General features: G+C 56.3%; 10 protein-coding genes. 1 reads left to right on the forward strand and 9 read right to left on the reverse strand.

What is annotated here, in order from left to right:
* Positions 1–40 precede the first annotated feature (40 nt).
* The 9 genes from AO356_RS12095 to AO356_RS12135 form a co-directional block, all read right to left on the reverse strand.
* On the reverse strand, positions 41–1,141 hold the full coding sequence (locus AO356_RS12095) for a polyamine ABC transporter substrate-binding protein (RefSeq protein ID WP_060739982.1): 1,101 nt from the start codon (positions 1,139–1,141) through the stop codon (positions 41–43).
* An 11-nt stretch (positions 1,142–1,152) separates the two neighbouring features.
* Positions 1,153–2,184, reverse strand: coding sequence for a histone deacetylase family protein (locus AO356_RS12100; RefSeq protein WP_060739983.1), 1,032 nt, complete (start codon positions 2,182–2,184; stop codon positions 1,153–1,155).
* Positions 2,185–2,372: 188 nt separating this feature from the next.
* Positions 2,373–2,960, reverse strand: a complete 588-nt coding sequence (locus AO356_RS12105) for a hypothetical protein (protein ID WP_060739984.1) — start codon at positions 2,958–2,960, stop codon at positions 2,373–2,375.
* 64 nt (positions 2,961–3,024) lie between these two features.
* Complete coding sequence (locus AO356_RS12110; RefSeq protein WP_060739985.1) at positions 3,025–4,053, reverse strand: hypothetical protein; 1,029 nt, start codon at positions 4,051–4,053, stop codon at positions 3,025–3,027.
* A gap of 73 nt (positions 4,054–4,126) precedes the next feature.
* A complete protein-coding gene (locus AO356_RS12115) occupies positions 4,127–4,690 on the reverse strand; it encodes a hypothetical protein (RefSeq protein WP_060739986.1) in 564 nt (187 codons plus the stop codon).
* A gap of 315 nt (positions 4,691–5,005) precedes the next feature.
* Positions 5,006–7,183, reverse strand: a complete 2,178-nt coding sequence (locus AO356_RS12120) for a lipase family protein (RefSeq protein WP_060739987.1) — start codon at positions 7,181–7,183, stop codon at positions 5,006–5,008.
* Positions 7,184–7,194: 11 nt separating this feature from the next.
* Positions 7,195–7,968, reverse strand: a complete 774-nt coding sequence (locus AO356_RS12125) for a hypothetical protein (protein ID WP_060739988.1) — start codon at positions 7,966–7,968, stop codon at positions 7,195–7,197.
* Positions 7,965–8,819, reverse strand: a complete 855-nt coding sequence (locus tag AO356_RS12130) for a DUF4123 domain-containing protein (RefSeq protein ID WP_060739989.1) — start codon at positions 8,817–8,819, stop codon at positions 7,965–7,967. Before AO356_RS12130 ends, AO356_RS12125 begins: the two co-directional genes overlap by 4 nt.
* The gene (locus tag AO356_RS12135) at positions 8,816–10,864 is read right to left on the reverse strand and encodes a type VI secretion system tip protein VgrG (RefSeq protein ID WP_060739990.1); all 2,049 of its coding nucleotides are present in this window, start codon (positions 10,862–10,864) and stop codon (positions 8,816–8,818) included. Before AO356_RS12135 ends, AO356_RS12130 begins: the two co-directional genes overlap by 4 nt.
* 447 nt (positions 10,865–11,311) lie before the next feature.
* Here AO356_RS12135 and tssA point away from each other — a divergent pair, with 447 nt between their 5' ends.
* Positions 11,312–12,868, forward strand: a complete 1,557-nt coding sequence (tssA, locus tag AO356_RS12140) for a type VI secretion system protein TssA (RefSeq protein ID WP_060739991.1) — start codon at positions 11,312–11,314, stop codon at positions 12,866–12,868.
* Positions 12,869–12,885: the final 17 nt, after the last annotated feature.

Below are 12,885 nucleotides of genomic sequence, written 5' to 3' on the forward strand. Positions count from 1 at the left end.
CAAGCTCGCTCCCACAGGTTCTCTGTTTAGCTTGATGAACTCACTGACCGGACTTGATCCGCGTCCAGGCCCGCGTCCGCGCCCGTTCGGCATCCCGTGGCAAGGGTTGCAAGGTGTAGAGCGTGGTCATGGCCGCCTCGGTCGGGTACAGGTTGGGGTTGTTGCGGATCGCCGGGTCGACCATCTCGGTCGCGTCCTTGTTCGGGTTCGGATAGCCGACAAAATCACTGACCGGCGCGATCACCTGCGGTTGCAGCAAATAGTTGATGAAGGTGTAGGCGTCCCCTGGGTTGGCGGCGCCTTTGGGAATGGCGAGCATGTCGAACCAGATCGGCGCGCCTTCCTTGGGCAGGCGCATGTCCACCGTCACGCCGTTCTTGGCCTCCTTGGCGCGGTTGGCCGCCTGGGAAAAGCTGCCGGAGTAACCCACCGCCACGCAAATGTCGCCGTTGGCGATGTCGGCCATGTACTTGGACGAGTGGAAATAGGTGATGTGCGGGCGAATCTTCATCATCAGCGCTTCGGCCTTGGCGTAGTCCGCCGGCTTCTTGCTGTTGGGGTCCAGGCCCAGGTGCTGCAAGGCCAGGGGCAGGATCTCCGACGGCGAATCCAGCAGCGCCACGCCGCACTGCTTGAGCTTGCTGATGTTCTCTTCCTTGAAGATCAGGTCCCAACTGTCCACCGGCGCGTTGTCGCCCAGGGCGGCCTTGATCTTGTCCGGGTTGAAGCCGATCAGGATGGTGCCGTACATGTAGGGCACGGCGAACTTGTTGCCTGGGTCGTTGGCTTCGATCAGCTTCATCAGCTTGGGATCGAGGTGGTTCCAGTTCGGCAGCTTGCTGCGGTCCAGGGGTTGGAACACCCCGGCCTCGATCTGCTTGGCCAGGAACACGTTGGACGGCACCACCACGTCATAGCCGGAGTTACCCGTCAGCAGCTTGGCCTCCAGGGCTTCGTTGGTGTCGAAGATGTCGTAGACCAGCTTGACCTGGCTGTTCTGCGCCTTGAAATCCTCCAGGGCCTTGGGCGTGATGTAGTCGAACCAGTTGTAGACGCGCAAGGTGCGCTCCTCGGCCTGGACAGCGCCGCAAAGCAGCGCGGCGCACACGGCTGGAGCCATAAAACGCTTGAGTCTGTTCATGCTGTGATTCCTCATGGGGCGCTTTGGAAACCTTCAAGAACGTTCACGGCATTGATGCCGATTTCTGCCACCGCGTAGCCGCCTTCCATCACGAACAGCGTCGGCTTGCCGAGCGCCGCGATGCGCTTGCCCATCGCCAGGTAATCCGGGCTGTCGAGCTTGAATTGCGAGATGGGGTCGTCCTTGAACGTGTCGACACCCAGGGACACGACGATGACATCGGCGTCGTAACCCCGGATTTGCCCGCAGGCCTGCTCCAGCGCCGCGCTCCAGGTATCCCAGCCGGAGCCGGCTGGCAAAGGGTAGTTGAAATTGAAGCCCTCGCCGTCGCCCTCGCCATGCTCGTCGGCATACCCCAGGAAGAACGGAAACTCCGCCTCTGGGTGACCGTGGATCGAGGCGAACAACACGTCGCTGCGCTCATAGAAAATCGATTGGGTGCCGTTGCCGTGGTGGTAATCCACATCCAGAATCGCGACCTTCTGATGGCCCTGGTCGAGAAAGGCCTGGGCGGCGATGGCCGCGTTGTTGAGGTAGCAATAACCGCCCATCAAATCGCCAGCGGCGTGGTGCCCCGGTGGGCGGCACAACGCAAAGGCACTGCGCGCCCCGCGCTGGATGTCCGCCTGAGCGGTGAGGGCCACTTGCGCGGCGCTGTAGGCCGCCTGCCAAGTGCCGGCGGTAATCGGCGCACCGCCGTCGAAACTGTAATAACCCAACTGGCCGTGCAGGCTCGTGGGGATGACCGAGCGCAGCGTTCGCGCCGGCCAGGTGAAGGGCAACAAATCGCCGTCGCGGTTGTACTTGGCCCAGCGGTCCCAGGCGCCTTTGAAAAACTCCAGGTACGCCGCACTGTGGATGCGCTGGATCGGCCCCAGGCCAAAATCCTGCGGCGCCTCCACCGGCCCCAGCCCCCGCGCCTTGACCCGCTCCAACACATGATCGGCCCGGGACGGCATCTCGAAGCAGGGCATCAATTGCCCATCCATCAACTCGCAGCGCCCGTGGTGCAGGTGGTGATCGTCTGAGTAGATCGTCAGCATTTTTTTGTTCTCCGCAAGGCTGATTCGGTTGAACACAGTCTTGCGGCGTGGGGCGTTTCAGAGAACGGCAGGAGAGGCCAAAAGGGGATCGAAATGGCCAAAAGGTTTGACCGTAAATCGCCCCTTGTTGGCGCGGGTGTGCGCGGGGTTGGGGCATGGGGAGCGGTCAGAGCCGGGGGCCAATCAGCTTAGAGATTATGGGCATAGCCGCGTTTTTCCTTGGTTGATTTGGAGTAATAAGCCAGATCGATTTTAAAAAGAGCGCGGATGTGGGTGAGCTGTGCTTTAAGATGTGATTTATCCATGCCGTCAGTGTTTTCTGAAAACATAAGGTGGTAAATGGCAGGCCAAGTGACAGCTGCGTCCGAAAAATAGATGTCCTCACGAGGGCCCACGACTGAGATGCACTTTGTAGTAGAGAAAAGTGCAGATAAAAATTTGTCATGGATCATGGAGCAAGCGGATAGGAACAGGCGACGTTTTTTCAGGTGAGGTTCTAGGATTTTTGCAAGATCCGTATAGCCGATCTCATTCTGATTGGTCGTGAACAATCCATCTTCATTCCCATGAGCAGAGATGTGCAGGTACCGATATCCCGACTTCCCGAACTCTGTAACGGCTTCGATGAACTGATCTCGTGTCCTGACATAGCGGTATATTGGTTTTTTTTCGTGTAGCCTCAAAACTGAAGAAATCACGCTGCCTTCGAAGCGACCATTGCCTTCATCGTCAGGGTCGAGTGTTTCAATAATGAAAACGTCAGGGATAGAGGCCATCTAGAGGTGCTCAAGTGGTTTTGCTTGTAATGGATAATACTTTTGATCATGCAAGATTTTTTGATCAGCTCTGTTGAAAATAGAAAACACCGTTGGTCTTGAATTTGTCGGCGTACCAAGCAACGCCGAGAACATGCTTCATTGCTTCATTTTCTCCGGAAGGAACATCGTCCCGGTTTTTTAGGAAGTCTTCAAACTTTACATTGTGGTTGGGAAATATCTCATTTAACTCATTTAATTTTTTCCGTCCATTTTCTTTGGTTATGGACTTGCTTTTCTTTGAAAATCTATTGGGGTACAACAGATTGAAAGAGGACGAAAGGCGCCAGTGATTGGATACCCTGAGGTCATTGAAGTAATTGAAATGCCGGTTGTAGATGTTGGTGAGCAAGACAAAATCCACGAGATCGAAGCGTTCATGCCCAATTGGACTGTCTTCGGTAAAAAAACCACCCTCACCAAACAGGTAGCCACGCCACAGTTGCATGTCGATCTCTTCGTGACAGCACACAATCAATATGTTGGTGTCTTCGACTCTGCATTGCTTGACTTTTGCTTGGGTGGATTCCAGAAAGTCCTTCATTACGTTATCTAGATTTTTCCCTTCTTTCACTGTCTTGCCTTGTGGCGTTAAGCGCTCACGCGCGTCCTTAAGCGCCTGCTCGCGGAGTGCGTTGTGGGGCATTCTGTTTGAAAAGGTAAGCGTCACTTCGTCAGGGGAGCGTACTTCATCTTTGTAAGAGGCACATTTTACTTCGAGATTATATTTTTCCCCTTTTACAGTTACGCTGAAGTCAACATCTTTAGGCGACGTGACTTTATCTTCGTAGACGAATGCCGCATTGGGGTAGTCGATAAATTCATTCATGGCTGTTAGCTCGCAAGCAGCCTGTATATATTGACTTTTGTTAAAAGCCCCGGCGCGAACTTGCAATTTATCTCGGATGAGACGCTTGACTTGTTTCTCACCTATCTTAGCTTGAAGCGAGTTGAGGATTTTATTCAGCGCGTGTAGGTACTCGTCGTAATGAATGCTGGTTTTTACAAGGTAGTGCTGGTTGTCAGTAATTTCACTCAGGTGATCGAGGAGCATGCGTCATATTTCCTTGTTCATTTGTTAGCTGAACGAATGCGCGGGTTAACGGGGGGAGCCCCCTGGGCATTGGCTATTCAGGTTTGATAGCGGGAAGCGAAAGGGCTGAACGTATTGCGTTCAAGGACGCGTAGAAATCCTCAGTGTTGCCGAACGCCCCTCTGTAGATCTTGTGAACGAGAGCCTCATCTTGCTTGGCGATCTCAATGAACACGGCAAACGTCAAAGAGATGCCCCGTGGCAGCCGGAAGTAACCTTTGTCTATAAGTTGCTTGGCACGCAGTTCAAGCAATGGGAGGTTCGCCTTGAACATAGCATCCACCTTATCGATGCTGTCCAGTTTGAGTTCGCCGCTGAGGTAGCGGTCGTACCGAATGGTGTGGTCGCTTTCATACCATTCCGAAAGAATCTCGATGCCGAACTTTTTCGCCAGCTCGGCATCCATCGCCGAAACCAACAGATTCGACCGGGCGTAGGTGGAGATGTAGGCGTAGAACTCCCGCTCCAAGGTCTCCAGGATCAAGGCGTTTTTCGATTTGCCAAGGGTATTGGCGACAGCGGCAATGGTCCTGTCCAGGCTGCTGCTCAAATTACGCAGCGTGTAGGAGACCGTTTCGGCCTTTTCAACATCGTTCATAGGGAATGACTCTGGGAAAGCTCCTCCGAAGTAGAAGAGATGGAACCATCGTCTACCTGAAAAACCATTTAGTCAATTGTGGTTCATAAAATAGAATATGGTTATTTTGTTGCGATGTGAATTTCGATGGTTCTAGGACGTGCCTTATTCCGAGGCGATCACAGAGCGGGCACCCACCACCAATCCCCTGTGGGAGCGAGCTTGCTCGCGAAGCGGCAGCACGTAACATACCCGGATTAAAGGGTGTACACGGTCCGTGGCGAGGGAGCTTGCTCCCGCTCGAGGGCGTGGCCGTCGTATTGGCGGTGGTGCCGGTCAAACGATTGAATCGAGATCCAGCGTATACGGTTCACCAATGGCGTACCCGTGAGCACCACGGATCAATTCACTGTCGTCATCCCGGGTCGGTGCCATCGCCAGTTGCTCCGCCTCCCTGTTTTCCGGGTGTGCCTGCCAGCGGGCCAGGTCTTGTGCCAGTTGCTCGGGGTGTTCCGACAAGCTCCCATAGACGTCTTTTTCGCTGACCGACGCAGTGCGCAGCGTCGCCAGGCGCGCGCGTGTGCTGTGCAGCTTGTCGACCTCGCGAATGAGCGCAATGTTGATATCGCTTTCGCTACGTCCATTGGGCGCGTCCCGTCTCGCCAGGGAGCGCTCTTCATCACGCAGCTGTTGGGTAATGCGTGCGAGCGCATTGTCGATCCATTCATATTCGCGTTTTGTCGCCAGTGGGCTTCCGGTTATGTGCGCTTCCTGCCAGCGCCGCAAGGTCGCCCAGCAAGCGGGGATGTAGCTGGGGAGCATGAAATGGTTGCCGGTCTGGATGAGTTGGGCCAGTAAGGCCGGGCGGTCCGGTAGGCCATGTTTATGCTCGAGGGCCACCTCGCAGGCGGCGTGTTGGGTGATGGTGTCGCAACGGGGCATCCACAAGATCGAAGAGCGCTCCTTGCGATCGAACTCCACCGGTAGGAAATGTCGCAAGATCCCATGGTGTTCATACGGTTCGCCCGTCCAGCGATTGATGCCCGCGACGAACACGGAAAGGCCGACCGGTACGTTGGCGAATGCAAGGGCCAATCCTGTTCCATAAACGTTTCCCTTGGTATTCATCCAACTGCCGGGCACGCTGGGTATCGGGTCGTTGTGGTTGACCATTCGGTAGTGCACAAGGGGTTCGGCGTTTTTTGTGAAGGTGGCATCGGCGGCGCGAGGTGCACCATAAGTGTAGAGCTGGAGGGTGTATCCTTCCGGTCGGCGCCGCAGCATTTCTGCCAGCAGCAATGCTACTGCGCCGCCCAGGCTGTGACCGCAGATCAGCAGTTTCTGCCCGGCGTAGAACCGGTCCAGATAACTCGTCACGAAGGCCGCAGTTTTTTTGGCGGCGCCATAGAAGCCTCGATGCACCTGGCCGACACCTTCCTCAAACGGCACTTGGCGTGCATCGGCGTCGCGCAGGAAGTCGGCGAGTTGCTGGGTGCCGCGCACGGCTATCAGGATCAGCTCGTCGTTGTGGGTGATGTAGGCCTGGGTGTCCGTGCTGTCTTCTTCGCCGGTGTCGTCAAGAAAATGGACGTTGGCGGGATGCTCTTGATGTATGCCCAATTCAGGATCGTTGACCGCGTAGAGGGCAGGGTCGAATGGCACGATCTCCAGGCGTCTGGAGTAGGGCATGTCTTCATACAGCGGGTAGTAGGGTTTTCTTTGCCCTGGATAGCACTCCCCGAGTTCCTCGGACTTGGCCAGTGCATCGGCGAACCAGTTACCCACGCTTGGCTGTCGAGTGAAGCTCACCGCTGTTGTGATCGGAGCCTTGTCGGGTTTCTGGCCGAAGGCACAATAGGTCAGTGTCGACATCAGGGCCAACTGGTACAAGTTGAGCGCGCAGAATGCTGAGGCGGTGGACAGCATGGGCCGCAGGGCACGCAACGGCCGTATTTCTAGCACCGTGTGTTTTTGCGGCATCACAGCCACGCCGAGCTTGCCATGTTCGCCCATCAGTCGTGCCGGCCCTGCCGGGTGCGGGTAATGGCGGTACACCTCGGGTGGCAAATGGGCGACGTGCTCGACCAGATGCCGCACTTCCACCTGGAAAAAGTCGTCTGCGCAGGCTTGTGCCGGGTTTTCCCGGGTGCGGGTGGCGTTTGGGTTCAGGTAGCGGGTTTGCTCGGCGCGAACTTGCAGTTCAGTGATCTTGAGGGGGTAGTGAGCTCTGCGTTGAAGCTCGATATAGAGTTTTTCCTCCCCTTGATACGGTTGCTCAAAGGTAAGGGCAATGGGCCCGGCATAGTGGTTGTTGACCTTACCGATACCCCTGGTATCCAGATTGCCCGAATATCTTTGTCCTTCCGAATCGATAGTGACATAGGCCAGCCCCGCATAAGGCTCACCAGAGCCCCATTCATCGACGAGCTGAAAGCTGGTCCATCTACCCCCTACAGGGCAGGTCAGATTGCGGCTGCTCAGCCTTGATTCCAATTCCTTTTGAAACGACGTCATACGTGATCTCCTTATTCCGTACAACCGGGGTAAATAGTGCATTTGCGTCCGTCGGGCATCTGAAAACCGCTGAAGTCTTTGTGATTACCGAAACAAAATGCGTATGGGTCTTCGAAACTATCGCCCATGCAGCGCTTCCAGCCGTTGGGCACCTTTACCCAGGTATCACCCATGTAGGGTCTTTCTTCGCGGGCCAGCTTGATTTTCATCCTCACGGTTTTACCCGGGAGCTGAGCAAGGGTGTACGCCGAGAAAGGACGCCCGCGCCCGAGCTCGCCCTGTGGGTTGGTTTTTTTGCAGTCGAGGATTTTCCTGAGGATTCGAGGCTTGCCTGAGGTGCGGAACAACCATTGGCATTGGCCGTAAAAAGTACTTTCACCCGCTTCGCTGAAAACACCTTTGTAGTGTTCTTCCAGGGCATCGTGAATCAAGACCGTGGCCGAGTCCTGACTGATATCGCTCCAATCCTTGCCGTAGGCGGAGTGGATTTGGAGTTCGATGCGATTGATCACCAACGGGCAGCCCATGCGGGTGCGGCGAATGACGATTTCGGAGTCAGGTTTGTAGGCCTCGCGCCACGCCCTGTTGAACACCGGTGCTTTGTTATATCGGGTCTCGACGGTGCAGGTTTCGCCTGGGGCGGGGACGTAGTACACCGCCGCACGATAGGCAAAGTCAGGCGGCAAATCTGCCGTGAAAATAAACGTGTTCGGTGGTTTGTCGGCACAACCTGTCGCCATCGCCAGGCAGCCGTTCAAAGCGGCAATTCGCAGGGCAAGTTTCATAGCGGCGCGTCTCCTTGGCAGAACGCCGTCATCAGGCGCACCCGTTCAAAATGCTCGTCAGGTTTTTCGGCCGGGCGTACTTGCCAGTACGACGCCCGACTATAGGCGGGAGCTTGCAGGCCTTGGGTCAGCAAAAACTCCAACTGCTCAGGCGTCTGCCAGTGCCATGCCCCGGCCTGATCAAGCGTGGCGCGCAACCACATTTCCGGGTCCTGTTGTTCGGCAAGTGTGGCGAAGGCCTGGACATGCTCGGCCAACAGGAAACGGCGGGCATTGAGCAGGCGAGCTTGCGTTGCTTGTTGCGGGGTAGCAGGCATCTGCAACCAAAGAGGTGAATCTGGCACCGGATATGTCCCAGGTGCCGGGTTGCCCGTGCTTGCCCAACCCGTGTCCTGCCAATAGCAAACACTGAGCGCCGGTCCGAGGTAAGCCGGATAGGCTTCAACGGGCAAATGTTTGAGCGCCCGGGCCAGGACTCGATTGTCATGGAAGCGATACAGCACCTGATGAGGACGTTCTCCAATGATCAACCGCTCACGCCAGTGCTCCACCAGTCTTGGCAGGCCCCCTTGGGGAAGGCTGGCAAGCCATCCCCAGTGGTTGTCCGGTCGGTTGAGCAATTCATTGATAGGTTCGTCGCCGGGCCGCTCGACGCTGAACACAAAGGGCCCGGAGTCACCCAGCTCGGCAACCGGGGTTTGGGCGTAGATGCTCAGGTATTGGTCGGGACGACGGCTCTTGAGCAGTGTCTGGCGCACGGAGTGCTCATTTTCTGAGTCCAGGACGACGCACAAGGCATGCCCGAGACGTTGCTGTTCGATCAACCAGCGGTGCGGGAGTGGGTGAGTCATGCGGTGGCTTCCGTTGGGCAGAAACCCTCACGGCAAGCCTCGCAGACAGGGCAGAAATCCAGTCCCGCTGCTTTGCTGGCCGCCATCAGGGCACGTTGGGTGGGGGCGAGCTCCGGCGAGGGATCCGTCGAGCCTGGCGTGAACGACGATGCGGTGATACTGGCCATGGGCGCGCCGCCGAGCTGGATTGCACTGCTGCTGTAGACGCCGCTGTGGTCGATCACGATGTGCTCGCCACCGGCTTTCAAACTGAGGGTCGCACCTGCTTCAAGGACCAGATGGGCACCCGCCTTGATATGCACGTGTTGCCCGGCCTCGACGACCATTGTCTGATCGACGCGGGTGTGTCGGTTGGTGACGCGCAGGTAATCATTGCCTTTGACCTGGACCGAGCGGTCGGCGGCCGTGGTCCGATGTTCCTCGGCGTGCAGCACGGTGATGCTGTTACCCTTGATGGTTTCCCGCCGTTCGTTGCCAATCTCCAGGCGGCTGTCGTTCTCGATTTTCTGTTCCATGTCGCGCTGGGCCCGCAGATAGATCAGCTCCTGACCTGCACGATCTTCCAGATGCAACTCGTTGAAGCCTTGGCTGCCCGGCGAGCTGCAAGAACGAAACACCGAGCGGGTCTTGTGCGCCGGCAACGGGTAGGGCGCGGCATTGGCGCTATTGGTCAGGCACCCGCTGATCAAAGGCTTGTCGGGATCGCCTTCCATGAAGGTCACCAGCACCTCCATGCCCACCCTCGGGATCGTGACGCCGCCGTAGCGGTTGCCTGCCCAGTTGGAAGCAACTCGCAACCAACAACTGCTGCCGTCGTCGAAGTGTCCCGCACGATCCCAGAAAAACCGGACCTTGACCCGGCCGTACGGGTCGCAGTGGATATCTTCACCCTTGGGCCCCGTGACGATTGCCGTCTGGCTGCCCGATATACATGGTTTTCGATAAACCCGCTGCGAGCGGAAGATCGCGTTCCAAGGCGTGGCAACAAAGCGATTGCGATAGCCCTGGTTGAAGTGGTCTTCATGTCTACCTGTGTCGCAAGGGGCCATTTCCTCCAGCACCTGCGGCTGCTTGCCCTCGTGATTCACCTGGGTCAGGAGCCATAGGTCATTCCATTCCTGGCGAGGGTGCTCACTCAATGCCAGGAAGTGTCCCGTCGTCAGTGCCGGCTGATTGCTCTTTCCTTCAGCCTGGACGTAGTCGGCGCGATGGCGCTCCAAGGTCCTCTGGCTCAATAACTTGCCGCGTTTTTCCTGGGTAAAGTCACCCGGATATTCATAGGCCTCCACGTCTGGCCGGAGCGCTTCGAGGCTGGGCTGGCAACTGCTCTCCAATAGGTGTGTCGACTTCTTGAAGTCGTAATCACGGCGCGTGACGCGGCTGGTTCGGGGTTCCAGCCGCAGGCCGAACCGATGGATAACCGGTTCGTCGTAAACCATCCCGTTGCCGTGTTTATAAACAGTGCGCTGTTCAAGTCGAGGAAACACGGTCTGGTCATCACCCAATACCAACTGATGGCCCGACTCACTGTGCTGGAAGTGGTAATGCAGGCCTTCTTCGTGACACAGGCGTTCAATGAAGTGCAAATCGGACTCTCCATATTGCACGCAGTAATCACGAGTCGGGTAACTTGCACTTAACTGGAAATGATGAGCGTCCGTGAGAATGCCGTGCTCCTTGAAAATCGTTGTGATGATTTGCGGCACACTGGTTTGTTGAAAAATTCGCTGATTGGTGCGGTGTTCCAAGTAAGCCAGTCGTGGCACTAATCTTACTTTGTAGTAAGTCAGGCGATTGCAGGTGTCGCCTTGTGCAACGCGATAAATCAGGCCGTGAACACCGCTTCCCTGTTTATCGAATGTTAGAAAGGCTTGCCTGTTTAATAAATGTTCCAGATTCATGTCGCTTTGTTCGCTGACGAGTTCAATGTCGAACGAATAAGGTGCGCTGATGGCTTCGTAACCTTTGAAGGCCACGACTTGGAGATCATGTTTGAGATCCGTAATCGTGAGATGGAAGCTGGGCAAATCAAGGGTATGGAACATGCGAACGTCCTTGGGCTGTGGCTTTGACTCCTGCTCTCAGTGAAGCAGCCTTGCTGGATGCGCGCGCCGGCGCTGGTAAAAAAAGAAAAGGATGTAGGACTTTTCTCTGTAAGAGAAAGAGGTTGCGAATGAAATAATTTGAAGTGGTTTTCGTTGCCTGGACTGGAGGGTCAAATGTTGTCAACGACCGTTTCGTCTTCGGATGTTTCAGCGAATATCTATTTGGATTTGTTTCTTTGAAAAAAGGAAAGCTCCTACTTTTTTATCCTGAAAACCTTGGCATTCTTCGCGGCGTTCGGCTGGTAAAAAAGCGGTGTGAGTTCAGGGGAAGTGGTTGGATGATGTTTGGCGAAACTTCCTACAAGCGAAGCTGAATATTTACCACTCAATAACCATGTCGTCCAAACAACCCATGCCACAAACCGAATTGTCTCAGCAGGGGCGTGAATGTCGTATTCCGAAAAACTGTCCGTCCATTATCTGGCGCTCGCCAAAACTCCTGTGTCCAAGGAAAGTTTTGCGGGTGCGGATGTGCGTTTTTCAAATGAATACGAAGCCTTGGAGCGCGAGGTGAGCAAAACCCAGTCGATGCACGAAAGTGGCCATGTCGACTGGCTGAAGGTTCTTGAGGCAAGTGAAGCGTTGTTGCGCACCCAGTCGAAGGATCTGCGGGTGGTGGCCTGGCTGGTGTGGGCGCTGTATCAGTGTGAGTCGTTCCAGGGGTTGCTGGCGGGTCTCGGTCTTTTGCAGCACTTATGCAAGCACCATTGGCTGGACATTCATCCGCTCAAAAATCGAACCCGTGCCGCCAGCATCAATTGGTTGATGCCTCGCCTTGAGCAAGCGTTCGGCGATGACATTGCGATCAAGGAGCAATTGCCGATATTCCGTCATCTGGCGGCGCAACTGGAAGGCCTCGACGCTGCTTGCACCGCCCACTTGGGTGATGACGCGCCTCTACTGCTGCCGCTGTGTCGGCGCCTCAACACCATGATCCAGCGGGCCACCGAAAACCTGCCGCAAACGGGTGCCATTGGAACGGTTGTGGCCCAGGTAAAGCACGTTGCCACCCAGCTGTTCACGCCTGGCACTCCGATCGAAAACGAAAAAGAAGCCCACAAGGCCCTGCGCGTCCAGCAGGAAGGTGCGCGGCCGTTATGCACCTGGTGGCTCAAACAAAAAGCGACTGACGCTCGTGCCCTGCGCCTGAATCGCACCATGCTCTGGCTGGCCATCGATGTATTGCCCGAGCGCAACGCCGAGCAGGTCACCCAGTTACGTGGCCTGCCGGCGGACAAACTCAAGGCTTATCAGGACCGACTCCAACAGGGCGATTACGCAGACCTGCTTGTGGATATCGAGGCGAGCCTGGCGACGGCGCCGTTCTGGTTCGATGGCCAGAGGCTTGCCTGGGAATGCCTGCAAGGGCTGAACGCCGAATTGGCCATGTGTGAGGTGGAAATCCACTTCGCGTTATTCATCCAGCGCCTGCCGGGCATTATCGAGTTGCGCTGGCATGACGGTACACCGTTCGCCGACTCGGCCACCCGGGGTTGGATCGCTGCCCAGGTCATGCCTCACCTGCAAAGCCCCGGCGGGGCACCCACAGCCGATGTCGCCGACAACCAGGCGCCTTGGGAACTGGCGCTGGAGGAGGCCGAGGCGATCCTGCGCAAGGACGGTCTCAAACCTGCCGTTCAGTTGCTCAGGCAAGCCATGCAAGGCGCCCATAGGACACGCGAGCGATTCCTCTGGCAGTTCGCGCTGGCTCGCCTGTGCTTTTCAGCCAGGAAATACGAACTCACCAAGGTTCAACTGGAGGTACTCGATCAGACGCTACGAAACGCAGGTCTGAACGCCTGGGAACCCCTCCTGGAGCTGCAGGTGCTGCACCTGTTGCACAGTTGCTGCGAGTTGTTGCCACAGAACCACTCTGTACGTGAGTGCAAGGAAGAGACCCATCGCAGGTTGTGTCACCTCGATCTGGAACGGGTCATTGAATAGGTCTCAGAGTCCCAAAC

Source organism: Pseudomonas fluorescens, assembly GCF_001307275.1.
GTDB lineage: Bacteria > Pseudomonadota > Gammaproteobacteria > Pseudomonadales > Pseudomonadaceae > Aquipseudomonas > Aquipseudomonas fluorescens_AA.